The 23018-nt window shown below is 70.6% G+C and carries 25 protein-coding genes; 11 read left to right on the top strand and 14 right to left on the bottom strand.

Annotation, left to right across the window (positions count from 1 at the left end; genetic code table 11):
* Window positions 1-110: 110 nt before the first annotated feature.
* Complete coding sequence (locus BLR90_RS01190; RefSeq protein WP_091021811.1) at window positions 111-2360, top strand: polyribonucleotide nucleotidyltransferase; 2250 nt, start codon at window positions 111-113, stop codon at window positions 2358-2360.
* 116 nt (window positions 2361-2476) lie between these two features.
* Window positions 2477-3754: a M16 family metallopeptidase gene (locus tag BLR90_RS01195; protein WP_245715085.1), complete on the top strand. Its 1278-nt coding sequence runs from the start codon at window positions 2477-2479 to the stop codon at window positions 3752-3754.
* A gap of 4 nt (window positions 3755-3758) precedes the next feature.
* Here BLR90_RS01195 and BLR90_RS01200 read toward each other — a convergent pair whose 3' ends face one another.
* The 3 genes from BLR90_RS01200 to BLR90_RS01210 form a co-directional block, all read right to left on the bottom strand.
* On the bottom strand, window positions 3759-4295 hold the full coding sequence (locus BLR90_RS01200) for a hypothetical protein (protein WP_091021815.1): 537 nt from the start codon (window positions 4293-4295) through the stop codon (window positions 3759-3761).
* Window positions 4292-4906, bottom strand: coding sequence for a sigma factor-like helix-turn-helix DNA-binding protein (locus BLR90_RS01205; protein ID WP_091021817.1), 615 nt, complete (start codon window positions 4904-4906; stop codon window positions 4292-4294). The genes BLR90_RS01200 and BLR90_RS01205 overlap by 4 nt, the downstream gene beginning before the upstream one ends.
* An 83-nt stretch (window positions 4907-4989) precedes the next feature.
* Window positions 4990-5505, bottom strand: a complete 516-nt coding sequence (locus BLR90_RS01210; RefSeq protein ID WP_091023140.1) for a class I SAM-dependent methyltransferase — start codon at window positions 5503-5505, stop codon at window positions 4990-4992.
* A gap of 111 nt (window positions 5506-5616) precedes the next feature.
* On the opposite strand from BLR90_RS01210, the gene dapB reads away from it, so the two are divergent.
* Window positions 5617-6372, top strand: coding sequence for a 4-hydroxy-tetrahydrodipicolinate reductase (dapB, locus tag BLR90_RS01215; protein ID WP_245715086.1), 756 nt, complete (start codon window positions 5617-5619; stop codon window positions 6370-6372).
* A gap of 137 nt (window positions 6373-6509) precedes the next feature.
* Complete coding sequence (locus tag BLR90_RS01220) at window positions 6510-8114, top strand: M4 family metallopeptidase (RefSeq protein ID WP_091021819.1); 1605 nt, start codon at window positions 6510-6512, stop codon at window positions 8112-8114.
* A 228-nt stretch (window positions 8115-8342) separates the two neighbouring features.
* On the opposite strand, the gene BLR90_RS01225 is transcribed toward BLR90_RS01220, so the two are convergent.
* On the bottom strand, window positions 8343-9401 hold the full coding sequence (locus BLR90_RS01225) for a zinc-dependent dehydrogenase (protein WP_091021821.1): 1059 nt from the start codon (window positions 9399-9401) through the stop codon (window positions 8343-8345).
* Between the two features lie 255 nt (window positions 9402-9656).
* Between BLR90_RS01225 and BLR90_RS01230 the strand changes: the two genes are divergently transcribed.
* The gene (locus BLR90_RS01230; protein ID WP_245715087.1) at window positions 9657-11570 is read left to right on the top strand and encodes a PTS mannitol transporter subunit IICBA; all 1914 of its coding nucleotides are present in this window, start codon (window positions 9657-9659) and stop codon (window positions 11568-11570) included.
* Window positions 11571-11602: 32 nt separating this feature from the next.
* Here the strand turns inward: BLR90_RS01230 and BLR90_RS01235 are convergent, their stop codons facing one another.
* The 5 genes from BLR90_RS01235 to BLR90_RS21375 form a co-directional block, all read right to left on the bottom strand.
* Complete coding sequence (locus BLR90_RS01235; protein WP_091021824.1) at window positions 11603-11902, bottom strand: AzlD domain-containing protein; 300 nt, start codon at window positions 11900-11902, stop codon at window positions 11603-11605.
* Window positions 11899-12600, bottom strand: coding sequence for an AzlC family ABC transporter permease (locus tag BLR90_RS01240; RefSeq protein WP_091021826.1), 702 nt, complete (start codon window positions 12598-12600; stop codon window positions 11899-11901). Before BLR90_RS01240 ends, BLR90_RS01235 begins: the two co-directional genes overlap by 4 nt.
* A complete protein-coding gene (locus tag BLR90_RS01245; protein WP_091021828.1) occupies window positions 12597-13142 on the bottom strand; it encodes a GNAT family N-acetyltransferase in 546 nt (181 codons plus the stop codon). Before BLR90_RS01245 ends, BLR90_RS01240 begins: the two co-directional genes overlap by 4 nt.
* Before the next feature lie 23 nt (window positions 13143-13165).
* Entirely contained in the window at window positions 13166-13465 is a 300-nt protein-coding gene (locus tag BLR90_RS21370; RefSeq protein WP_245715088.1) for an AAA family ATPase, read from the bottom strand.
* A 93-nt stretch (window positions 13466-13558) separates the two neighbouring features.
* On the bottom strand, window positions 13559-13906 hold the full coding sequence (locus BLR90_RS21375) for an AAA family ATPase (RefSeq protein ID WP_245715089.1): 348 nt from the start codon (window positions 13904-13906) through the stop codon (window positions 13559-13561).
* Between the two features lie 51 nt (window positions 13907-13957).
* Here BLR90_RS21375 and BLR90_RS01255 point away from each other — a divergent pair, with 51 nt between their 5' ends.
* Entirely contained in the window at window positions 13958-14965 is a 1008-nt protein-coding gene (locus BLR90_RS01255) for an aldo/keto reductase family protein (protein ID WP_091021829.1), read from the top strand.
* Here BLR90_RS01255 and BLR90_RS01260 read toward each other — a convergent pair.
* Entirely contained in the window at window positions 14962-15768 is an 807-nt protein-coding gene (locus BLR90_RS01260; protein ID WP_091021831.1) for a hypothetical protein, read from the bottom strand. The two genes, BLR90_RS01255 and BLR90_RS01260, sit on opposite strands and share 4 nt — an antisense overlap.
* Entirely contained in the window at window positions 15765-16349 is a 585-nt protein-coding gene (locus BLR90_RS01265) for a DUF3043 domain-containing protein (protein WP_091021833.1), read from the bottom strand. The genes BLR90_RS01260 and BLR90_RS01265 overlap by 4 nt, the downstream gene beginning before the upstream one ends.
* Before the next feature lie 150 nt (window positions 16350-16499).
* Between BLR90_RS01265 and BLR90_RS01270 the strand changes: the two genes are divergently transcribed.
* The 3 genes from BLR90_RS01270 to pspAB all read left to right on the top strand — a co-directional run bounded on the left by BLR90_RS01270 (window position 16500) and on the right by pspAB (window position 18851).
* Window positions 16500-17261 carry a PspA/IM30 family protein gene (locus tag BLR90_RS01270; protein WP_091021835.1) on the top strand — a complete coding sequence of 254 codons (762 nt, stop codon included), beginning with the start codon at window positions 16500-16502 and terminating at the stop codon, window positions 17259-17261.
* A 77-nt stretch (window positions 17262-17338) separates the two neighbouring features.
* Window positions 17339-18268 carry a zinc metalloprotease HtpX gene (gene htpX, locus BLR90_RS01275; RefSeq protein ID WP_091021837.1) on the top strand — a complete coding sequence of 310 codons (930 nt, stop codon included), beginning with the start codon at window positions 17339-17341 and terminating at the stop codon, window positions 18266-18268.
* 10 nt (window positions 18269-18278) lie between these two features.
* Window positions 18279-18851: a PspA-associated protein PspAB gene (gene pspAB / locus BLR90_RS01280; RefSeq protein WP_091021839.1), complete on the top strand. Its 573-nt coding sequence runs from the start codon at window positions 18279-18281 to the stop codon at window positions 18849-18851.
* A 6-nt stretch (window positions 18852-18857) separates the two neighbouring features.
* On the opposite strand, the gene nadA is transcribed toward pspAB, so the two are convergent.
* Together nadA and BLR90_RS01290 are read right to left on the bottom strand one after the other, a co-directional pair.
* Complete coding sequence (nadA, locus tag BLR90_RS01285; protein ID WP_091021840.1) at window positions 18858-20042, bottom strand: quinolinate synthase NadA; 1185 nt, start codon at window positions 20040-20042, stop codon at window positions 18858-18860.
* A 29-nt stretch (window positions 20043-20071) separates the two neighbouring features.
* Entirely contained in the window at window positions 20072-20953 is an 882-nt protein-coding gene (locus tag BLR90_RS01290; protein ID WP_091021842.1) for a GNAT family N-acetyltransferase, read from the bottom strand.
* A 34-nt stretch (window positions 20954-20987) separates the two neighbouring features.
* On the opposite strand from BLR90_RS01290, the gene BLR90_RS01295 reads away from it, so the two are divergent.
* A complete protein-coding gene (locus BLR90_RS01295) occupies window positions 20988-22073 on the top strand; it encodes a glycerate kinase family protein (RefSeq protein ID WP_091021844.1) in 1086 nt (361 codons plus the stop codon).
* A gap of 175 nt (window positions 22074-22248) precedes the next feature.
* Window positions 22249-22611, top strand: a complete 363-nt coding sequence (gene erpA, locus BLR90_RS01300) for an iron-sulfur cluster insertion protein ErpA (RefSeq protein WP_091021845.1) — start codon at window positions 22249-22251, stop codon at window positions 22609-22611.
* A gap of 120 nt (window positions 22612-22731) precedes the next feature.
* On the opposite strand, the gene BLR90_RS01305 is transcribed toward erpA, so the two are convergent.
* Window positions 22732-22962, bottom strand: coding sequence for a hypothetical protein (locus tag BLR90_RS01305; protein WP_091021846.1), 231 nt, complete (start codon window positions 22960-22962; stop codon window positions 22732-22734).
* Window positions 22963-23018 lie beyond the last annotated feature (56 nt).

Below are 23018 nucleotides of genomic sequence, written 5' to 3' on the forward strand. Positions count from 1 at the left end.
CGGTACGCCGGCCTGCTGCGGGTCTCGATCGAAGATCGGCCACCGCCCCAGCAAACTGCCGGGGCATCGTGTGCGCAGTCGCGGATCGCACCGCGAACAGGAAGATCAACGTGACAGAACCCGTCATCTCCGCCGTAGAGACCGTTCTCGACAACGGCAAGTTCGGCACCCGCACCGTCAAGTTCGAGACCGGGCTCCTCGCCCGCCAGGCCGCCGGTTCGGTGACCGCCTACCTCGACGACGACACCATGCTGCTCTCGGCCACCACGGCCGGCAAGCACCCCAAGGACCACTTCGACTTCTTCCCCCTGACGATCGACGTCGAGGAGCGGATGTACGCCGCGGGCCAGATCCCCGGCTCCTTCTTCCGCAGCGAGGGTCGTCCCGGTGAGGACGCCATTCTCACCTGCCGCCTGATCGACCGCCCCCTGCGCCCGACCTTCAAGAAGGGTCTGCGCAACGAGGTCCAGGTCGTCATCACGGTCATGGCGCTCAACCCCGACCACCCCTACGACGTGCTGGCGATCAACGCCGCGTCGCTGTCCACCCAGCTCTCCGGCCTGCCCTTCTCGGGCCCGGTCGGCGGCGTCCGCGTCGCCCTGATCGAGGGCCAGTGGGTCGCGTTCCCGACCTACAGCCAGCTCGAGAACGCCGTCTTCGACATGGTCGTCGCCGGTCGGGTCACCGACACCGGTGACGTCGCGATCATGATGGTCGAGGCCGAGGCCACCGAGCAGACCTGGAACCTCGTCCAGAGCGGCACCCAGGCCCCGACCGAGGAGGTCGTCGCCGGCGGTCTCGACGCGGCCAAGCCCTTCATCAAGCAGCTGTGCGAGGCCCAGGCCGAGCTGGCCAAGGAAGCCTCCAAGCCGCTTCAGGAGTTCCCGGTCTTCCTCGACTACGAGGACGACGTCTACGACGCCGTGTTCGCCGCCGCCTCCGAGGGCGCCACGTCCGCGCTGGTCATCGCCGACAAGCTCGAGCGCGAGGCCGCCCTCGACACCGTCAAGGCGTCGCTGCTCGACCAGATCGGCGCCCAGTTCGAGGGTCGCGAGAAGGAGATCGGGGCCGCGTTCAAGTCGGTCACGAAGTCCCTCATGCGCGCCCGCGTGCTGCGCGACAAGGTTCGCATGGACGGCCGCGGCCTGGCCGACATCCGCCCGCTGCACGCCGAGGTCGGCGTGATCCCGCGCGTCCACGGCTCGGCCCTGTTCGAGCGCGGCGAGACCCAGATCCTGGGTGTCACCACGCTCAACATGCTCACCCTCGAGCAGAAGCTGGACACGCTCTCCCCGGAGAAGTCGCGCCGCTACATGCACAAGTACGTCTTCCCGCCGTTCTCCACCGGCGAGACCGGTCGCGTGGGTTCGCCCAAGCGCCGCGAGGTCGGCCACGGTGCGCTCGCGCGCCGTGCGCTGCTCCCCGTCCTGCCGACGCGCGAGGAGTTCCCCTACGCGATCCGTCAGCTCTCCGAGGCCATGGGCTCCAACGGGTCCACCTCGATGGGCTCGGTCTGCGCCTCGACCCTGTCGCTGCTGCAGGCCGGTGTCCCGCTCCGGGCCCCCGTCGCCGGCATCGCGATGGGTCTCATCTCCGGTGAGGTCGACGGCAAGACCGAGTACGTCGCGCTGACTGACATCCTCGGTGCCGAGGACGCCATGGGCGACATGGACTTCAAGGTCGCCGGCACCCCGGAGTTCGTCACCGCGCTCCAGCTCGACACCAAGCTCGACGGCATCCCCGCCGAGGTCCTCGCCGCTGCCCTCAACCAGGCCAAGGACGCCCGCACGGCGATCCTCGCGGTCATGAACGAGGAGATCAGCGTCCCCGAGGAGATGTCGGTGCACGCGCCGCGCATCATCACGGTCCGCATCCCGGTCGACAAGATCGGTGAGGTCATCGGCCCGAAGGGCAAGGTGATCAACCAGATCCAGGACGACACCGGCGCGTCGCTGTCCATCGAGGACGACGGCACGATCTACATCGGTGCGACCAACGGCGAGGCGGCCGAGGCGGCCCGCCAGGCCGTCAACGCGATCGCCAACCCGACCATGCCCGAGGTCGGCGAGCGCTACCTCGGCACGGTCGTCAAGACGACCAACTTCGGTGCGTTCGTCTCGCTGATGCCCGGCAAGGACGGCCTGCTGCACATCAGCAAGCTGCGTGGCCTGGCCGGCGGCAAGCGCGTCGAGGCCGTCGAGGACGTCCTGTCCGTGGGCCAGAAGGTCCAGGTCGAGATCGCCGAGGTCGACGACCGCGGCAAGCTCTCGCTGATCCCCGTCGTCGAGGACGCGGCCGACGAGGCCGGGTCTTCGGACGCCGAGGCTGGCGCCGACACCGGGGCCACGGACACCGAGTGACCAACGCTTCACCGTCGACCCGCCCGGAGCCTGCTTCGGGCGGGTCGACGCCTTCTCGGGGGGCCGGCCGTTCGGCGGGCGCCCAGCAGGTCGGCTCCACCCGCACCCTGCTGACCGTGCGCGACGGTGACGGTCAGGTGACCTCGCGCGTACGTCGTACCGTGCTGCCCGGCGGTCTCCGGGTCGTCACCGAGCAGCTCGCCGGCGTCCGCTCCGCGAGCGTCGGCGTCTGGGTCGGGGTCGGCTCGCGCGACGAGGCGCCCCAGCTGCACGGCTGCTCCCACTTCCTCGAGCACCTGCTGTTCAAGGGCACCCAGGAGCGCACCGCACTCGACATCTCCATCGCCCTCGACGCCGTCGGCGGGGAGTTCAACGCGTTCACCGCCAAGGAGTACACCTGCTTCCACGCGCGGGTGCTCGACGAGGACCTCTCGCTGGCCATCGACGTGCTGGGCGACATGATCACCAGCTCGCGGATCGACGACGAGGACGTCGAGGCGGAGCGCGACGTGATCCTCGACGAGATCGCGATGCACGACGACGACCCCGACGACGTGGTCCACAACCTCTTCGCCGAGCAGGCCTGGGGCGCCGCGTCGCCGCTGGGTCGGCAGATCGCCGGCACGGTGGAGTCGATCGAGGCCATGACACGCGCCCAGATCGTGCGCTTCTACCGCCGCCACTACCGCGCTCCCAACATGGTGGTCTCGGTGGCCGGCAACCTCGACCACGCCGCCGTCGTACGCCGCGTACGCCGTGCGTTCGGCCGCCGCGACTTCCTCAGCGGCGCCTCCACCCCGGCCCCGCCGCGCGCCTCGCGCCGTCCGGCCCGGGTGTGGCCCGGCACGGTCACGGCCAGCCGGCCCTTCGAGCAGGTCAACCTGGTCCTCGGCATGGAGGCACTGGCGCGCCACGACGACCGGCGGTTCGCCCTCGGCGTACTCAACACCGCGCTGGGCGGTGGCACCTCGAGCCGGCTGTTTCAGGAGGTGCGCGAGCGCCGTGGGCTGGCCTACTCGGTGTTCTCGTTCGCGAGCCACTACGCCGACTCCGGCGTGGTCGGTGTCTCGGTGGGCTGCCTGCCCTCCAAGCTCGACGAGGTCCTCGCGACCGTCCGCACCGAGCTGTCCAAGCTCGCCGCCGACGGGATCACCGAGGAGGAGCTCGCCCGCGGCAAGGGTCAGCTCCGCGGGGGACTGGTGCTCGGACTGGAGGACTCCGGCTCGCGGATGTCGCGCATCGGCAAGGCCGAGCTGGTCCACGACGAGCTGCTCGGGATCGACGAGGTCCTCGCCAAGATCGACGCCGTCACCCTGGACGAGGTGCGAGAGGTCGCCGCCGCGGTGTTCTCCGCTCCGGAGATCCTCGCCGTCGTCGGTCCTGAGGGCGGCTGACCCCCTACGTCAGCAGCAGGACGACGCCCGCGCACCCGGCCGCCCAGAGCACGCTGGTGAAGGTTCCGATGATGAACCGCTCGGCGGTGCCCGGGTTGTCCTGGCTGCGCAGCTCGGGGTAGCGCCCCAGCCCCTTGAGGGCCAGGGCGAGCGCGACGCCGCTGGGCCAGCCGGCCAGCAGGCTCCCCACGATCGCGAGACGCTCGAGGGCGCCGATCCACGCGCCCCCACGCAGCACCGTGCCGGCGTCACGCATGGAGGGCTGCCCCGGGTCGTCGTGCCGGTCGATGAACGCGAAGACCCACCCGGTGACCGGTCCGCCGCCCATCACGGCGAGCAGCACGGCCAGGGTGACGCCGATCCCGGTCGGGGTCTCGTCGGTGACGTGGGCCGGGGCGGCGACCGCCAGCGCGGCGACGACGAGCACCAGCGAGATCGGTGGCCAGATCTGGCGCCCGGCCCGGGTCCAGCCCCAGCCGGCGGCGACCACCCCGGCACCGAGCAGGGCGAGGACCAGGCTGCCGGCCTCGGTGGCGGTCATGATGTCGCCTCCGGGGGTTCCATCAGCTGGGTGGCGAGGTAGGTCACGAGCTCGCGGGCACGGCGGCCCTCGACGATGCCGGCGGGCTGGGCGCGCTGGCTGACCGCGGACTGGCTGATCCCGAGGCGGCGCCCGGCCTCCTCGTAGGAGAGACCCTCGCCCTCGACCAGGTCGGCGACCTCCCAGCCCCGCGGCGTACGACGTGCGAGCACCGCGGCCCAGAGCCAGAGAGTGGTCTCGAGGGCGCGCGCCGGCCCGGCGCCGGTGCCGTCGACGACCCGGATGTGCCAGGGGCTGCTCTTGGCGGAGGTGACCGCCTCGCGGGCGTGGAGGAACGCCTCGCCCCGCCCGGCCCGGGTGGAGTCGGGCAGCGGCTCCTCGACCCGGCCGAAGCCGAGGCCGATGTTCCAGCGGCCGGCGCGGAGCAGCAGCTCGATCGCGCGGGTCAGCGCGGCGGGGTCGTCGAGGACCCCCTGCATCTCGTCGCCCGCGGTGCGTTCGAAGGGGCGCAGCAGGGGGAGCGCGCTGAGGCTCTCGATGGCGGTGGGGACCAGGTCGGGGCCGGTGCGGCTGTCGTTCTGGTCGGCCGTGAGCACTGCCGGGACCATCATCCTCACCTCCACATCAGGCTTGTTCCTGATGTCCACCCTACATTAGGTCACAGACTAATATCTAGCCTGATAAGGCAGGGGGCTTATCGGCGCCCGATGATGCCGACGACCGCGGGCTGCTTCTGGTCGATGACCGACACGCGGAAGCCGCCACCGGTGAGCGCCGCCGAGGCGCGCTCGAGGATCCGGGGCACCTCCTCGGGGCGGGTGGCCTCGTAGAACAGGAAGACCGAGCCGCCCGGCAGGACGCGTTCGTGCAGCAGCGCCACCTCGTCGACGCAGTCACGCACCCAGAACAGGTTGACGTTGAACGCGAAGACCTTGGTGAGCCGCTTCACGGGCACCCGCAGCGTGGCCAGGTCGATCTGGCGCACGGTGAGCCGCCCCGACTCGATGTGGACCGCGTTGCGGCGCTTGGTCCGGTCGACCCCGGACTCGGAGCGGTCGATCGCGAAGAGCTTGCCGCTGACCAGGCGCCCGCAGATCAGCTCGGCGGCGGCGCCTGGGCCGCAGCCGATCTCGAGGACGTGGTCGGTGGGCTGGACGTCCATGAAGTCCACGGCCCAGCGGATCCTCGTCGGGATGGTGTTCGCCGGCATGGCCCCACACTGCCAGAAGCAGGGGTCACCGTGCACCGGTGCCATGCCGACGCGGCAGTCGTGATCGTCACGCCGGGTTTCGATCGGTGGGGGGTTCGCTAGGTTGGGGGCGTGGCCGAGAAGATCAGGGTGGGCGTGCTGGGAGCACGCGGCAAGGTGGGCGCCGAGGTGTGCGCCGCGGTCGAGGCCGCCGCCGACACCGAGCTCGTGGCGGCAGTCGACCAGGGAGACCCGATCGGGTCGCTCGTCGAGGGCGGGGCGCAGGTCGTCGTCGACTTCACCCACCCCGACGTGGTGATGGACAACCTCGCGTTCTGCATCGACCACGGCATCCACGCGGTCGTCGGCACCACCGGCTTCGACGACGAGCGCCTCGCGGTCCTCCGCGACCGGCTCGCGGCGGCCCCGGGCGTCGGTGTCCTGGTCGCCCCCAACTTCTCCATCGGCGCGATCCTGATGATGCGCTTCGCCACCGTCGCCGCGCCCTTCTACGAGTCGGTCGAGATCGTCGAGCTGCACCACCCCGACAAGGCCGACGCACCCTCCGGCACCGCACGTCGTACGGCGGAGCTGGTGGCAGCCGCGCGCCGCGAGGCCGGGCTGCCGGCTCCGCCCGACGCCACGACCACCAGCATCGAAGGTGCGCGGGGCGCCGACGTTGCCGGGATCCGCGTGCACGGACTCCGGGTGCGCGGCCTGGTCGCCCACCAGGAGGTCATCCTGGGCGGGGTGGGGGAGACACTGACGATCCGGCACGACTCGATGGATCGCGCGTCCTTCACCCCGGGCGTCCTGACCGGGGTCCGCCAGGTCGCCGCCCACCCCGGGCTCACGGTGGGGCTCGAGCACTTCCTCGATCTCGCCTAAGTTCCTGTTACCCGGAGTTTCCTGCATCTTTGTGCAGTGCAGGTACGTGCAGTGCCTCAGGACTGCCCGCGAACGCGTTTCCTTGCCAGAGTGCTCCCAGCGACGTCGACTCGGTGACGTCCCGTTGAGAGGAAAGCATGCGCACGACACTCGGACTCGCCGCGGCAGCGGCACTGGCGGCCGGCACCCTCGGCCTCCAGACCCCCACCAGTGCCTCCGGATCGGCTGATCGTCGACCGGACCTGGCCACCTCCGCCGTCCAGGCACTCCAGCACCACCCCGTCGCCGCCCTGCCCTCGGCAGAGCAGGAGTTCCACGTCGTCGACACCGTCGTCGACCGCGACGGCAGCACCCACGTCCGGATGGACCGCACGGTCGCCGGCCTCCCCGTCCTCGGTGGCGACCTCGTCGTCCACCGCGGCCCCAACGCCGGATGGCGCGGCGTCAGCCAGACGCTGCGGGTCCCGCTCACCCTCTCGACGAAGCCCACCGTGGCCAAGCTCGCGGCCAAGAACCGCGCGCAGCGCCCGGCCGCGGCCACCGACGGCATCCGCAACCTCCGCGCCGCCGGTGCCCCGCGGCTGGTCGTCGACGCGCTCGCCGGCACGCCCCGACTGGCCTGGGAGATCACGACCCTCGGCCGCCACACCGACGGCACCCCCAGTCGGCTGGCCACCTACGTCGACGCCCGCAGCGGCTCGGTGCTGCGGCGCGAGGAGCAGATCCAGACCGCCGACGGCTCCGGACAGTCCCTCTACAGCGGCACCGTGGCGATCCAGGTGACGCAGTCGGGCTCGACGTACACCCTCACCGACCCCACCCGCGGCAGCTCCAAGACGACCGACATGCAGAACAAGGAGGACTCGATCTTCTGCCAGATCTTCGGGTCCGGCTGCAGCAACGGGGTCGCCTACTCCAGCCCCGACACGTCCTTCGGCACCGGCTCCAACGCCAACCGTGAGTCCGCGGCCGTCGACGCCCACTACGGCGGCGCGGTCACGTTCGACTACTTCAAACTGGTCCACGGCCGCAACGGCATCTTCGGCAACGGCACCGGTGCCCCGAGCCGGGTCCACTACGGCAGCGGCTACGTCAACGCCTTCTGGGACGGCACCAAGATGACGTACGGCGATGGCGACGGCACCGAGTTCGGTCCGCTGGTCTCGCTCGACGTCGCCGGCCACGAGATGAGCCACGGCGTCACGGAGAACACCGCCGGGCTGACCTACTCCGGTGAGTCGGGCGGTCTCAACGAGGCCACCTCCGACATCTTCGGCACCATGGTCGAGTTCTACGCCGCCAACGCCAACGACCCCGCCGACTACCTGATCGGCGAGGAGTTCGACCTGGCCAGCCACTCCGGCTTCCGTCGCATGGACAACCCCATCGCCGACGGCAGCTCGCCCAACTGCTGGAGCAGCAACACCAAGAACCTCGACGTCCACTACTCCTCGGGCGTCGGCAACCACTTCTTCTACCTGCTGGCCGAGGGCTCGGGTGCCAAGACGATCGGTGGCACCGCCCACAACTCGCCGACGTGCAACGGCTCGACCGTCACCGGCATCGGCCGCGACGCGGCCCAGAAGATCTGGTTCCGCGCACTGGACGTCTACATGACCTCGGGCACCACCTACGCCCAGGCCCGCACCGCGACGCTCAACGCCGCGACCGACCTGTACGGCGCCGCGAGCACCCAGCGCAGCGCCGTCGCCGCAGCTTGGAGCGCCGTCAGCGTGAGCTGAGCGCTTCACATGGGGAGAGGGGCCCGTGCCGGACGGAACCGGCGCGGGCCCTTCGCCTGTCCGACCACGGTGGTTGAGGTGAGAGCGAAGCGAGCCTCGAAACCATCTTCCGTTGGGGGCTGCTCCGCGCCTCTGCCTGGGTTTCGACGCGCCCGTCACGGCCTCGCAGGCTCGGCCGTGGGGCTTGCTCAACCTCCCCGTCGGACGCCGTAGGACGACTCCGTCGTCCTACGGCTCGACGGTGACCTTGATCGCGGCGCCGCGCTTGACGATGTCGAACGCGTCGAGCACCCGCTCGAGGGGGATGTGCTCGGTGATCAGGTCCTTGACCGGGACCTGGCCGGTGGAGATGTACTGCAGCGCCCGCTTGTTGTGCTCGGGCGCGGAGCCGTTGGCGCCGTGGATGTGCAGCTGGCGGTAGTGCACGACGTTGGAGTCGAGCGTGATCGTCGGGTCGGTCTTGGGCAGACCGCCGAAGAACGAGATCCGGCCGTTGCGGGCGGCCATCGCGATGGCCTGCTCCTGGGTGACGTTGGCCGCGGTCGCGGTGATGATCACGTCGGCGCCACGGCCGCCGGTGAGCGCCATGACCCGCTCGACGACGTCGACCTCGGCGCCGTTGATGACCTCGTCGGGCTGGACGGCGTCGGCCGACATCTTGAGCCGCTCGGCGTTGACGTCGATCAGGATGATCTTGCCGGCCTTGTGCACGCCGCGGGCGATCCGGATGTGCATGCAGCCGATCGGGCCGGCGCCGAAGACGACGACCGAGTCGCCCTCCTCGATGCCGAGCAGCTCCTGGGCGTTGATCGCGCAGGCGAACGGCTCGGCCGCGGAGGCCTCGTCGTAGCCCACGTTGTCGGGGATCCGGTTGAGCCCGTCGACCTTGAGCACCTGCTGGGGCACGATCATGTACTCGGCGAACCCGCCGTCGTACTGGTAGCCCACCGAGGTCTGGTTCTGGCAGACGGCCATCCAGCCCTTGTTGCACTCGTAGCAGTCGCCGCACGGCACCGCCGCGATCACCTGGGCGCGGTCGCCGACCTGCCAGTCACCGCCGTACGTCGCCTGCACGTCGGCGCCGACTTCGACGACCTCGCCGGCGATCTCGTGACCGATCGTGCGCGGGGGAGTGAGGTTCTGGTGGCCGTTGTAGAAGATCTTGACGTCCGTGCCGCAGGTCGAGCAGTTCTTGACCTTGAGCTTGATCTCGTCCGGACCGCACGTGGGTTCGGGGACGTCCTCGATGCGCACGTCCTCGGGCGCATAGAACCGCAGGGCCTTCATCGTGTCCTCCAGGAGGTTGTAGCACGGGTGATTGCTCGCGAGCGTACCGCATATGTGTGGGTACATGTCTGAATATGTTGCTTTGGTCCCTTGACGGAGCGAATCGGGGGGGAATATAAAGGTATACAAAGATCGTGATCGGCATCACAGCCGGTCGGTTTCCAGGGAGACGCAATGTCAACGACGACTCAACCGGCCCCCGCTACCAGCGGGGCCCGACTCCACGTTCAACGGTTCGGCACGTTCTTGTCGAACATGGTCCTGCCCAACATCGGGGCGTTCATCGCCTGGGGCCTGATCACCGCCCTGTTCATCGAGGTCGGCTGGATCACCCTCATCGGCGACAAGATCTTCGGCTACGAAGGCGGCTACGGCTTCGTCGAGGACCTTGGCGCCTGGGGCTCCGGCGCCGACCAGCCCGGGATCGTCGGCCCGATGATCACCTACCTGCTGCCGATCCTGATCGGCTTCACCGGTGGCCGGATGATGTACGACGGTGACGTCCGCGGTGGCGTCGTCGGCGCCATCGCCACGACCGGTGCGATCACCGGCACCGACGTGCCGATGTTCCTCGGCGCGATGATCATGGGCCCGCTCGGTGGCTGGTCGATGAAGAAGATCGACGCGCTGTGGGACGGCAAGATCAAGCCCGGCTTCGAGATGCTGGTCAACAACTTCTCGGCCGGGATCTGGGGCATGATCCTGGCGATCTTCGGGTTCCTCGTCGCGGGGCCGTTCGTCAAGGCCTTCTCCAACGTGGCCGAGGACGTCGTTGACTTCCTGGTCGACAACAGCCTGCTGCCGCTGACCTCGATCTTCGTCGAGCCGGCCAAGATCCTGTTCCTCAACAACGCCATCAACCACGGGGTGTTCACCCCGCTCGGCACCACCGAGGCGGTCGAGGACGGCAAGTCCATCCTGTTCCTGATCGAGGCCAACCCCGGCCCCGGACTCGGGCTGCTGCTCGCCTTCGCCGTCTTCGGCACGGGCATCGCGCGGGCCTCCGCGCCGGGCGCCATGCTCATCCAGTTCGTCGGCGGCATCCACGAGATCTACTTCCCGTTCGTCCTGATGAAGCCCAAGCTGATCCTCGCGGTCATCGCGGGCGGCATGACCGGCGTGCTGACCAACGTCATCTTCGACTCCGGGCTCCGCGCTCCTGCGGCACCAGGCTCGATCATCGCCGTGTGGCTCCAGGTGCCGGCTGACAGCTTCATCGGGGTGACGCTCTCGGTGGTCTCCTCGGCGACGGTCACGTTCCTGGTCGCGGCCTTCCTGCTCCGTATGGACCGGGACTCCGACGAGGGTGACCTCGCCGCCGCGGCCGCCAGCATGGAGTCGATGAAGGGCAAGAAGTCGTCGGTGGCCGGTTCGCTCGGCGCGACCTCGACCCCCAGCGGTCGGATCAGCTCCATCGTGTTCGCCTGCGACGCCGGCATGGGCTCGTCGGCCATGGGCGCCTCGGTGCTGCGCAAGAAGATCCACGGCGCGGGCTTCCCGGAGGTCACGGTCGTCAACAAGGCGATCTCCAACCTCACCGACACCTACGACCTGGTGGTGACCCACCAGGACCTCACCACCCGGGCGAAGCAGAAGACGGGCTCGGCGATCCACGTGTCGGTCGACAACTTCATGAACAGCCCGCGCTACGACGAGATCGTCGAGCTGGTCGAGAAGGCCAACGGGGCCGGCGGTTCCGTCCCCGCCACGGCTGACTCGGACGACCCGGGCGTCGGCGTGCTGCTCGACCCCGAGTCGATCGTGCTCGACGTCCCGGTCGAGGACCGGGCCGCTGCGATCACCCGGGCCGGGCACCTGTTGCTCAACGCCGGCGCCGTCGATGCGGCGTACGTCGACGCGATGCATGACCGCGAAGCCTCGGTCTCGACGTTCATGGGCAACGGTCTCGCGATCCCGCACGGCACCAACGAGGCGAAGTCGTCGGTGCGCCGCACCGCGATCTCGTTCGTGCGCTACACGGACGCGGTCGACTGGAAGAACAAGCCGGTGAAGTTCGTCGTGGGCATCGCCGCCCTCGGTGACGACCACCTCAAGCTGCTCGGCCGGATCGCCGAGGTCTTCCTCGACGACGCCCAGGTCGCGCGGCTCGAGGCGGCGCGGACGCCGGAGGAGATCCTCCAGGTGCTCGGAGCCGTCCAGCCGGTCTGACGCGTGGTGTTCGGTGCCGCTTGCGGCGGTGCTCAGAGGAGGCGCAGCAGCGCCGCCGCTGCCGCGGCACCGAACACCACCACCAGGAACGGAGCACGAACCAGCAGCAGCCCGACCGCCACGGCGAGGGCTGCTGCTCGTGCGTCGAGGACCAGGTCAGGCCCCCGGGTGAAGACCTGGATCGCGATCAGGGCCGCGAGCAGAGCCACCGGGATCAGGTCGGCCACCCGCGCCACCACCGGTCGCTCCAGCACCCGCGAGGGCACCGAGAGCCCGGCGAGCTTGAGCAGGTAGCACCCGACTCCCGCCGCGAGGATCGCCAGCCAGGTCACCGCCGCACCTCCCAGCGCCCTAGCGCGCCGACCAGCAGGGCGACCCCGCCGGCCACGAGCACCGGCACCCCGGCCGCGGTCACGGGCACCATGCCCAGGGCCACCATGGCCGCCAGCAGTCCGACGAGCAGGTTGCGGCGCTCCCTCAGTCGTGGCCAGAGCAGCGCGAGGAACGCCGCACCGACGGCGGCGTCGAGGCCGTAGGTCCGCGGGTCCCCGATCGCCGTACCCGCCACGGCGCCGACGAGGGTGAAGAGGTTCCACAGCACGAAGATGCTCAGCCCGGTGGTCAGGAAGCCGGTGCGGGCGCCGGGCGTCGTCGTCCGGGTCACGCTCATCGCCGTCGACTCGTCGATGAGCAGGTGCGCGGCGGCCAGCCGGCGGCGTCCCGTCCAGACCAGCAGCGGCGCCAGGCGCAGGCCGTAGAGGGTGTTGCGGGTGCCGAGCAGCAGGGCGGTCAGCGCGCCGGAGAGGGGCGCGCCGCCGGAGGCGAGGACGCCGACCAGGGCGAACTGCGAGGCGCCGGTGAACATCAGGAGGGACAGGACGCAGGTCTGAGCCACGTCGAGTCCGGAGGCGACCGAGACCGCGCCGAACGAGATGCCGTAGGTGCCGGTGGCGAGCCCGACCCCGAGGCTGTCACGCACGATCTGGCGGTGGTCCTCGGGCTCACCGCTCCCGGCGAGCCCCTCACTCATGAGAAGGCCGTGTGGAGCCGCACCTGCTTGACCAGCGTGGTGCCGCTGCCGTCGAGGTCGAGCGTGCGGTGAGCGCCGTCCGGGGCCCAGCCGGCCTCACTGAGGAAGACCCGCAGGGCGTCGTCGGTGGCCACGGTCCAGGTCACGGCCCGGCCGAAGCGGTCGGCGAGCAGGGTGTCGATGGCGGCCTGGAGCAGCCGCGAGCCGTGGCCCTTGCCGCGCTCGCCCGGGTCGACGGTGAGCTCCTGGAGCTCGCCGTCGGCGACCGGGTCGCAGTCGGGGTCGGTCGCCGGCCCGGTGATCGTGAACCCCACGACCCGGTTGCGCTCCAGCGCCACCAGGACGCGGTTGCGGGCGTCCTGCGGCTTGCGCAGCGACTCCTGCCACGCCGCCGTCGCGGCCGCCACGTCGCTGGGCAGCGCCTCGGCCGGCACCAGACCGGCGTACTGCTCCTGCCACGTGCGCAGCTGCAGCGCGGCGATGGCGCCCGCGTCGTCGCTCCACGCGATGCGCACGGACACGTCGGCGGTAGGGCTGCTCACCGCAGCATCCTGCCACCCGCCGCTCAGTCGTCGACGAGGTGGCGCAGGTAGACGTCAGGGCGATCAAGGAAACGGCGCCAGTGATCGACGAGCTGGAGGTCCTGCCACGCGGTCTCCCGCAGCCCCCATTCGCCGACCTCGAGGATCCGGGCGCCCGGCAGCGCGGCCAGCACGGGGGAGTGGGTCGCGCACAGCACCTGCCCGCCCGCGGCGGTGACCCGCTGGAGTACCGCGATCAGGGCCAGGGTCGAGGAGAACGAGAGGGCGGCCTCGGGCTCGTCGAGGCAGTAGAAGCCGTCGGACCGGAAGCGGTGCTCCAGCACCGCGAGGAACGACTCGCCGTGACTGAGCTCGTGGAAGACCGGGTCGTTGCTGCCCCCGAGGTCGTCGCGGCTGATCTCCTCCAGGTAGGTGTACTAGCCGTGCATCGTCTCCGCCCGGAGGAAGAACCCCCACTTGCTGGCCGCGAGACCACGCCGGACGACGAGGGCGTCGCGCAGGGGTGACTCCGTCTTGCGGGTGGAGTGCCGGCTGTGGGTGGAGCCGCCCTCCGGGGAGAGGCCGTAGGCCGCGGCGACGGCCTCGACCAGCGTGGACTTGCCCGAGCCGTTCTCGCCGACGAGGAACGTGACTCCGCGCGCGAGGTCCAGGCCGTCCCGCGCCAGGTGTCGCACCGCGGGCAGCGACATCGGCCAGTCGCGCTCCCGCAGGCCGTGACCGGGCGCCACCTCGACCCGGCGTACCGGCGGCTGGTCGAAGTCCACGCGCCCAGGGTAGGTGTGCGGCGTTGGGGCCGCCCTCCTAGTGTCGGGGGCATGGAGATTCGTAACCTCGGAGCAAGCGGCCTGAAGATCTCGGCCATCTCGTACGGCAACTGGCTGACCCACGGGTCCCAGGTAGAGGAGGACGCCGCGCTGGCGTGCGTGCGGCAGGCCCTCGACGAGGGGATCACCACCTTCGACACGGCCGACGTCTACGCCAACACCGCCGCGGAGACCGTGCTCGGCACAGCCCTCAAGGGCGAGCGCCGAGAAGGCCTCGAGATCTTCACGAAGGTCTACTGGCCCACCGGCCCGGGCAAGCACAACGACCACGGGCTGTCGCGCAAGCACATCATGGAGTCGATCAACGGCTCGCTGGGGCGGCTCGGCACCGACTACGTCGACCTCTACCAGGCGCACCGCTACGACCACGAAACCCCGCTCGAGGAGACGATGGAGGCCTTCGCCGACGTCGTCCGCGCCGGCAAGGCGCTCTACATCGGGGTGTCGGAGTGGCGTGCGGAGGAGATCCGCGCCGCCCACGCGCTGGCCCGCGAGCTGCACGTCCCCCTGGTCTCCAACCAGCCGCAGTACAACATGCTGTGGCGGGTCATCGAGGCCGAGGTAGTGCCGACCTGCGAGGAGCTCGGGATGGGCCAGGTCGTCTGGTCGCCGATCGCGCAGGGCGCGCTCACCGGCAAGTACAAGCCGGGCGAGCAGCCGCCGGCCGGGTCGCGGGCCACCGACGACAAGGGCGGGTCGAACATGATCTCGCGCTGGCTGAAGGACGACGTGCTCGAGCGCGTGCAGCGGCTCCAGCCGATCGCCGACGAGGCCGGCCTCAGCCTGGCCCAGCTCGCCGTCGCGTGGGTGCTGCAGAACTCCAACGTGTCGAGCGCGATCATCGGCGCCAGCCGCCCCGAGCAGGTCACCGAGAACGTCAAGGCCGCCGGCGTGAAGCTCGACGAGTCGACCCTGACCTCGATCGACGAGGTGGTGGGCGACGTCGCCGAGCGCGACCCGGCCAAGACCCAGTCGCCGGCCCGGCGAGACTTCGGCTAGGCGCGGCTTCGGCTGAGCGACACCGCGCCGCCGATGGCCAGCACCAGCCCGGCCACCACGGCGGCGGTCCACCCGTCGCGTACGCCGTCGCCGAGCCACGCCACGCCGACCAGCGACGGCACCAGCATCTGCCCGACGATCAGCGGCGCCGTCGTGCTGGTGACCTGGCTGGAGTGCATACCGGAGGAGTAGACCCAGAACGACACCAGGCCGAAGATCGGCACCGCCAGCGCGGTGACCACGACGGCCGGCTCGACGGGCAGCCCGACCCCACGGACCGCGATGGCGGAGCCGGCGTAGCCGAGGCCGGCCAGGGCGCCCAGGGCGGCCCCGCCCCAGCCGCGGGTGAACGCCGCGACGACGCACAGGGCGACCACGCCCAGCGCCACCGGGATCGCGAAGCTCCACGTGGTCAGCACGTCGCCGGGGCTCCCGGAGCCCAGCGAGAGCAGGACCAGGCCGGCCGTCACCGCGAGCACGCCGCCCCAGTTGCTGGCCCCGAGCTCGTCGCCGACGCGCCGCGACGCCAGCGCGGTCACCGGCAGGGAGAGCGACACCAGGGTCTGCGCCAGGTAGAGCGGCAGCAGCCAGATGACCACGGCGTGCAGGACGAACCCGCCCAGGTAGGCCAGCACCACCAGCATCGTGATCGGGTCGCGCACCGACTGGGCGACGAACCCGGCGAGGTGCGTGGGGCGCGGCCCCACCCGGCGTACGGCGTGCGCCTGGGCGACCGCGGCGACGCCGAACAGGGCGGCGGCTGCCAGCCCGGTCAGCAGGCCGAGTGCCTGCTGGTCGGTCACGTGTAGTGCTCGGGGAGCTCCTGGCCGATCTTGACCTTCGACTTGGGCATGCGCATGAACTTCATCTGCATGGCCCGGGTGATCGTGTAGTAGGTCGTGCCCTTGAGCGGCTCACCCGGGAAGCGGCGCGTGAGCTCCTTGCGGATCTTGCGGCGCAGCAGGAACAGGTCGGCGATGACCAGCAGCAGGGTCCCGAACAGCAGCGCGTTGCCCATGCTGCGCAGGTCCGAGCTGCCGGAGTAGCCGAGGACCATCGTGACGACGAGCAGCGGGATCATCAGCTCGACCACCGAGAAGCGGGAGTCGACGAAGTCGCGGATGAAGCGGCGTACGGGGCCCTTGTCGCGCGCCATGAAGTAGCGCTCGTCGCCGGACTTCATCGCGGCCCGGACCTTCTGGCTCGACTCGACGCGCGCGGAGCGTTGCATCGCGGCCACCTCCTTACGCGTGCGCGGCACCTTGGCGCGGGCCTTCGCCGCGGCCTCGGCCTCCTTGCGCGTGGGGGTGGGGCGACCCTTGCCGCCCTCCTTGGTCAGGGTGGGCTCGGTGGCAGAGGCATCGGACTTGCTGCGACGGAACAACGAAGGGCCTTCGGCGAGGTGGTGGGACGGACTGGAGTCAGGCTCAGCCTACCCGCGTGGTCGCGGTGCTGACCGCCGGAGTCGTAGGCTGGCCGGGCATACCCACAGCACCGCGATGCACCCACCGCTCCACCTCGAGAGGGACCACCGATGAGCCTCATGAAGCGCCTCAGCCTGATCTTCAAGTCCAAGGCCAGCAAGGCTCTGGACCGGGCCGAGGACCCGCGGGAGACCCTGGACTACAGCTACCAGCGCCAGCTCGAGCTGTTGTCGAAGGTACGTCGTGGCGTGGCCGACGTGGCGACCAGCCGCAAGCGGGTGGAGCTGCAGGTGGCCCAGCTCGAGCAGCAGTCCACCAAGCTGCAGGATCAGGCCGAGAAGGCGCTGCGCATGGACCGCGAGGACCTCGCCCGCGAGGCGCTGACCCGCCGGTCCGGGCTGACCGGGCAGATCAACGACCTCAAGGCCCAGCACGCCAACCTCCAGGGCGAGGAGGAGAAGCTCACCCTGGCCCAGCAGCGGCTGCAGGCCAAGGTCGAGGCGTTCCGCACCCGCAAGGAGACGATCAAGGCGACCTACACGGCCGCCGAGGCGCAGACCCGGATCGGCGAGGCCATGTCGGGCATCGGCGACGAGATGGGCGACGTCGGCCAGGCGATCCAGCGCGCCGAGGACAAGACCGCCCAGATGCAGGCACGCGCCGGCGCGATCGACGAGCTGATCGCCTCCGGCGCGCTCGACGACGCGTCCTCGCTCAACGCCGGTGACGACATCACCCGCGAGCTCGAGGCGATGAGCTCGCAGGCCGAGGTCGAGGCGGAGCTCGCGCGCCTCAAGGGCCTCACGGCCGCGCCCGCCCCCGACGCGATCGAGTCCGCCGAGCCCGAGGGTGGGGGCGAGACGCCCCGCTGACTGGTCGCTGACCCGCCCACAGCGGGCTCACAGCCGCCTCTCGGCCGGCGCTTGGTCGGCGCGGCCACAATGGAGCCATGGCTCGGACACGGTTCGTCGGCGACGCGGGGCTCACCGCCCGGATGACCCTGGTGATGTTCCTGCTCGGTGGGCTCTTCGTGGCGCTGATCGTCGGGCTGGCGCTGGTCGTGGGCAACGCCGGCGGCCTCGGGCTGGGCATCCTGATCGGCATCGTCGGCATCGGGGTCGCGGTCTACCAGTGGGCCTCCTCCGACAAGGTGGCGATGCGCGCCATGCGCGCCCGGGAGGTCAGCCCGCAGGAGGCTCCCGAGCTGCACGCCATGATCGACCGCCTCTGCACGCTGGCCGACATGCCCAAGCCGCGCGTCGGCATCGCCGACACCGACGTACCCAACGCGTTCGCGACCGGGCGCTCACCCGACCGTGCCGTCGTGTGCGTCACCACCGGCATCCTGCGGGTGCTCACGGCCGAGGAGCTCGAGGGTGTGCTCGCCCACGAGCTCTCCCACGTGGCTCACCGCGACGTCCTCGTGATGACCGTCGCCTCGTCGGCCGGGATCGCGGCCGGGATGCTCACGCAGGGGGCGCAGTACGGCGGCCTCGGCTTCTTCGGCGGCCGGCGCGACAACAACGGCGGGATGCCGGTGTGGCTGCTCGTGCTGATCGTCAGCCTGGTCGTCTACGCCGTCAGCTTCGTGCTGCTGCGGCTGCTCTCGCGCTACCGCGAGCTGTCGGCCGACCGGGCCGGCGCCTACCTCACGCTGCGGCCCGGCGCGCTCGCCTCGGCCCTGCAGAAGATCACCGGCGAGATCAACCAGATCCCCCAGCGCGACCTGCGCCAGGTGGGCGCGGCCAGCGCGCTGTGCATCGCCCCCGCGGTCGCCGGTGTCTCGCTGCGCACGCTCACCTCGACCCACCCGTCGCTCGAGCAGCGGCTCGAGCAGCTCGCCAGGATCCAGGCCGAGCTGGGCCGGCCCGCCGTATGAGCGCCGTCTGATGGGGCTCTGGCAGGCGATCACCGGACGCACGCGGCCCAAGCAGGCCGACCTCGACGCCCTCTTCCTCATCCCGAGCGCGGCGATCACCCTCCAGACCGCGATCGGGCTGACGCCGACCGGGGTCGGCTCGGTCTGCTACCGAGCCGCGGCCGGCGCGGGCTTCGCCGACACCCAGCAGGACGTCGTCGCGCTGATCACCGGTGCCGTCGACGCTCCCGAGGTCGCCGTGACCGGTGACGAGTTCGGCTTCACCTGGCTGACCGTCCACCGCGAGGCCTCCGACGTCGGCGGGCTGTGCACCGACCTCCACGCGGTCAACACCACCCTGGAGGCCGAGGGCTTCGGGCCCTCCCTGCTGTGCTCGCTGGTCCCGTTCGCCGACTCGTCGGGCCGCCGGGTCGGCCTGGTCTACCTTTACAAGCAGGCGTCGTTCTACCCCTTCGCGCCCAGCGGCCCGCAGCAGCGCGACAACCTGCTCGAGATCCAGGTCCGCGACACCCTGGCCGCCGAGATCCCGATCGAGCAGGACCTCTCGCGCTGGCTGGCCCTGTGGGGCGCGCCCGGCCTGTGAGCCGCCTCAGTCGCGGTGGGACTTGCCCGGCAGGTCGAGCATCCGCTGCAACGCCACCAACGCGTGGCGCTCGGTCTCGTCGTCGACGTCGATCTGGTTGACCACCATGCCCTTGACCAGCGACTCCAGCGCCCACACCAGGTGGGGGAGGTCGATCCGGTTCATGGTGGAGCAGTAGCAGACGTTCTTCTCGAGGAAGACGATGTTCTTGTCCGGGTGGTCGTTGGCGAGCCGCTTGACCAGGTTGAGCTCGGTGCCGATCGCCCACGACGAGCCGGCCGGGGCCGCCTCGATCGTCTTGATGATGAACTCCGTGGAGCCGACCAGGTCGGCCTTGAGGACCACCTCGTGGGTGCACTCGGGGTGCACCAGGATCTGGATGCCGGGGACGGTCGCGCGCAGCTTGTCGACGACCTCGGGCGTGAAACGGCCGTGCACCGAGCAGTGGCCCTTCCACAGGATCATCGTGGCGTCGGCGAGCTGCTGGGTGGTCAGGCCGCCGTTGGGCTTCTGCGGGTCCCACACGACGCAGTCGTCGAGGGTCAGGCCCATCTTGAGCACGGCCGTGTTGCGGCCGAGGTGCTGGTCGGGGAAGAACAGGACCTTGCCGCCGCCGTCGAGGTGCGCCTTCTGGTCGAAGGCCCACTCCAGCGCCATCTCGGCGTTGGAGGAGGTGCACACGATGCCGCCGTTGCGGCCGCAGAACGCCTTGATGTCGGCGCTGGAGTTCATGTAGGTGACCGGTACGACGGCGTCCTGGACGCCGGCCTCCGCGAGGGCGTCCCACGCGTCCTCGACCTGGCTGAGCACGGCCATGTCGGCCATCGAGCAGCCGGCGGACAGGTCGGGCAGGACGACCTTCTGGTGCGGCCCGGTGAGGATGTCGGCCGACTCGGCCATGAAGTGGACCCCGCAGAACACGATGTACTCCGCCTCGGGGCGGCCGGCCGCGTCGCGCGCGAGCTTGAAGGAGTCACCGGTGACGTCCGCGAACTGGATGACCTCGTCGCGCTGGTAGTGGTGGCCCAGCACGAACACCCGCTCGCCGAGCGTGTCCTTGGCGGCCCGGGCGCGCTCGACCAGCGCCGGGTCGGACGCCGGCGGCAGGTCACCCGGACACTCCACACCCCGCTCGGACGTCAGGTCGACGCCGCGGCCGAGTGGCAGGAGGGGGAGGTCGACGGTGGTCATGGCTCGATCCTAGTTCGGTAGGCGGAGCCTCAGAGGAGGGCACCGTTGTGAACGTACGGCGAGGGTGGCGTCATTCCCCGGAGCCCGAGGTAGCCCTCCGCGTGCAGCTCCAGGCGGACCGCCATACCGATGTCGACGGCCCACTCGTTGGCCGCGGTCAGGTGGGGGATGGTCTGCTCGGCGGGGCCGTCGGCGATCACCGCCCACAGCAGCCGGGACGCCGTGCCCCGGTTGGTCGCGGCGAGCAGCTGGAGCCGGCTCTGGTCGTCGACGTAGGCGTAGCCCGAGCCGGTGGTCGAGTCGGACACCAGCAGCCGCCACATGCCCTGCATCAGCGCGTGGTCGGGCCCGTGTGCCGCCCCACGGACCTGCCGGTCGATCGAGTCCAGCTGGTCGGTGTCGCCCGGTGTGCCCTCGCGGACCTTCTCCACGACCGGGATCGCGGTCCGGTCGACGGTGCCGGTGAGGAACATCTGCGGGTGCAGCGAGAAGCCGGCCAGCCGGTAGCGCCGCGCCGACCTGGGGTCGCTGCCCGCGGACAGCATCCCGCGCAGGCAGCCCCGGCCGTGGTGCATCGCCGCCTCCAGCAGCTGGCGCCCGATGCCGCGTGACTGCGACCCCGGCCGGACGGCGTACGTCGCGAGGCACCAGGTCTTGTCGCGCACGAACGAGGTGGCCATCCCGATCATCCCGGTGTCGTCGTCGGCGACCCAGCAGCCACCGGGATCGGTCTCCACGAAGTGACGGGTGCGGACCACCCACGCCGCGCGCCGCGCCTCGGAGCGGTCCTGTGGCTCGGGCCAGGAGCGGCGCTGCATGCGCTGGTCCAGGTCGAGGAAGCTCTCCCCGCTCAGGCGCTCCACGACGGGCACGTCGTCGGGACGCATCGGCCTGATCGTCACCTCGGTCATGTCCCGACCCTAGGAGTCGGACAGGATGGTCCGCATGCGAGTTCTCGTGGCGCCCGACAAGTTCGCCGGCACCCTCACCGCCGTCGAGGCGGCCGCCGCCATCGCCGAGGGCTGGGCACGCCGCGCGCCGGGCGACGAGCTGGACCTCGCGCCGATGTCCGACGGTGGCCCCGGCTTCGTCGACGTCCTCCACGCCGCCCTCGGGGGTGAGCTGCTGGCCGTGACCGTCGAGGGCCCGTTCGGGACACCGACCCCGGCCACCGTGCTGGTCGCCGACGGCACCGCCTACATCGAGACCGCCCAGGCCTGCGGCATCCAGCTGACCAAGGGCGAGGGCGCCGAGCTGGCCACCACCATCGGGGTGGGCGAGCTGCTGATCGCGGCCCTCGACACCGGTGCCCACACCGTCGTCGTCGGCCTCGGGGGCAGCGGCACCAACGACGGGGGCGCCGGCCTGCTCGAGGCGCTGGGCGCCACCGCCGACGTCGAGCTCGGCTGCGGCCCCATGAACCTGGACGGCATCCGGTCCGTCGACCTGGCGCCGGCCCGGGCCCGGGTGGGCGACGTGGTGCTCGTCGCGGCCACCGACGTGGACACGACGCTGACCGGGCTGTTCGGCGCCACCAAGACGTTCGGCCCCCAGAAGGGGCTGGCCGAGGACATGATGCTCCTGGTCGACGGCTGCCTCGAGCAGCTCGCCGTCGCCACTGACCGTCGTACCTCGCTGGAGAAGGGCGCCGGAGCCGCCGGAGGTCTGGGCTTCGCCCTGATGCTCCTCGGCGCGACCCGGGCACCGGGCATCGAGCTGGTCGCCGACGCCGTCGACCTGGCGGCGCGTGCCGGCAAGGCCGACCTGGTCGTGACCGGCGAGGGAGCCTTCGACTTCTCCAGCCGTTCCGGCAAGGTGCCGTACGGCGTCGCCACCATCGCCCAGGACGCGTTGCGGCCGTGCGTGGCGCTGGCCGGGCAGGTGCTGGTCGGCTCGCGGGAGATGCGCGCCCTCGGCGTGGAGTCGGCGTACTCGCTGGTCGACCTGGTGGGGGAGGAGCGCGCGTTCGCCGATCCCGCGGGGTCCCTGGCGGCCCTGGCCGAACGGACCGCACGCACGTGGTCAAGGTGAAACGACTTCGTCGTTCCATTGGGAGTTGTGGAGTGACTTCGTCACTCCATTGGGAGTACTCGCTTCGCTCGTACTCCCGGTCAGGCATGAGGGTGTCGGCGGGGGCAGAGGAATAACCCCCGGTGTGCGACCATTGAACTGGTAAGAAACCCGCACACTGACTGGGAGTCACCACATGACTGAGCAGCTCGAGACCATCGAAGAGCGCCGCACCGACCAGATCAACCTGAGCCCGGTCGCTGCCACCAAGGTGAAGAGCCTCCTCGAGCAGGAGGGACGCGACGACCTCCAGCTGCGCATCTCCGTGCAGCCCGGCGGCTGCAGCGGCCTTCGCTACCAGCTGTTCTTCGACGAGCGCACGCTCGACGGCGACGTCGTCACCGCCTTCGAGAGCGTCAACGTCGTCGTCGACCGGATGAGCGTCCCCTACCTCAACGGCGCGATGATCGACTTCGTCGACAGCATCGAGAAGCAGGGCTTCACCATCGACAACCCCAACGCCACGGGGTCCTGCGCGTGTGGAGACTCCTTCCACTGAGCGCAGCAAGACCCAAGCAACAGCCCCCGCCGTGACTCACGGCGGGGGCTGTTTCGTCCAACAGGCCCGAAAAGGGAGAGGAGTAGGGCCTGTCGACACTCGGCTCAGTCGGTCAGTCGGTCAGTCGAGGTGGAGCTGGAGCGCGTTGGCCAGCCGGGTGGCGGCGTCGGAGATCCGGATCTCCCGCTTGGGGATCTCGCGCGGGAAGTCCTCGAAGTGGATGCTCGGCGCCGGCAGCACGGCGCTCTCGGCGGCACGAGCCAGGCGGGCCTCGAAGCGGAGGTTGCGGCTGACCGCTTCGCAGTCGGCGTGCATCTCCTGGGGGCTCGTGAGCTCCTCGTATGGCGTCATGGTCCGACGCTAGGGGCTACTGCCGCGTAGCCCCAGCAGTACCCGTCGGTAGTGTT

Source organism: Nocardioides szechwanensis (assembly GCF_900103935.1).
Taxonomy (GTDB): domain Bacteria; phylum Actinomycetota; class Actinomycetes; order Propionibacteriales; family Nocardioidaceae; genus Nocardioides; species Nocardioides szechwanensis.

What these genes read in the sequence shown, in the direction of transcription:
- BLR90_RS01200 (WP_091021815.1), bottom strand. Translation starts at nt 4,295, where the DNA reads ATGACCGCCACCGAGGCCGGCAGCCTGGTCCTCGCCCTGCTCGGTGCC.
- BLR90_RS01205 (WP_091021817.1), bottom strand. Translation starts at nt 4,906, where the DNA reads ATGATGGTCCCGGCAGTGCTCACGGCCGACCAGAACGACAGCCGCACC.
- BLR90_RS01210 (WP_091023140.1), bottom strand. Translation starts at nt 5,505, where the DNA reads ATGCCGGCGAACACCATCCCGACGAGGATCCGCTGGGCCGTGGACTTC.
- BLR90_RS01220 (WP_091021819.1), top strand. Translation starts at nt 6,510, where the DNA reads ATGCGCACGACACTCGGACTCGCCGCGGCAGCGGCACTGGCGGCCGGC.
- BLR90_RS01225 (WP_091021821.1), bottom strand. Translation starts at nt 9,401, where the DNA reads ATGAAGGCCCTGCGGTTCTATGCGCCCGAGGACGTGCGCATCGAGGAC.
- BLR90_RS01230 (WP_245715087.1), top strand. Translation starts at nt 9,657, where the DNA reads ATGGTCCTGCCCAACATCGGGGCGTTCATCGCCTGGGGCCTGATCACC.
- BLR90_RS01240 (WP_091021826.1), bottom strand. Translation starts at nt 12,600, where the DNA reads ATGAGTGAGGGGCTCGCCGGGAGCGGTGAGCCCGAGGACCACCGCCAG.
- BLR90_RS01255 (WP_091021829.1), top strand. Translation starts at nt 13,958, where the DNA reads ATGGAGATTCGTAACCTCGGAGCAAGCGGCCTGAAGATCTCGGCCATC.
- BLR90_RS01270 (WP_091021835.1), top strand. Translation starts at nt 16,500, where the DNA reads ATGAGCCTCATGAAGCGCCTCAGCCTGATCTTCAAGTCCAAGGCCAGC.
- htpX (WP_091021837.1), top strand. Translation starts at nt 17,339, where the DNA reads ATGGCTCGGACACGGTTCGTCGGCGACGCGGGGCTCACCGCCCGGATG.
- pspAB (WP_091021839.1), top strand. Translation starts at nt 18,279, where the DNA reads ATGGGGCTCTGGCAGGCGATCACCGGACGCACGCGGCCCAAGCAGGCC.
- nadA (WP_091021840.1), bottom strand. Translation starts at nt 20,042, where the DNA reads ATGACCACCGTCGACCTCCCCCTCCTGCCACTCGGCCGCGGCGTCGAC.
- BLR90_RS01290 (WP_091021842.1), bottom strand. Translation starts at nt 20,953, where the DNA reads ATGACCGAGGTGACGATCAGGCCGATGCGTCCCGACGACGTGCCCGTC.
- BLR90_RS01295 (WP_091021844.1), top strand. Translation starts at nt 20,988, where the DNA reads ATGCGAGTTCTCGTGGCGCCCGACAAGTTCGCCGGCACCCTCACCGCC.
- erpA (WP_091021845.1), top strand. Translation starts at nt 22,249, where the DNA reads ATGACTGAGCAGCTCGAGACCATCGAAGAGCGCCGCACCGACCAGATC.
- BLR90_RS01305 (WP_091021846.1), bottom strand. Translation starts at nt 22,962, where the DNA reads ATGACGCCATACGAGGAGCTCACGAGCCCCCAGGAGATGCACGCCGAC.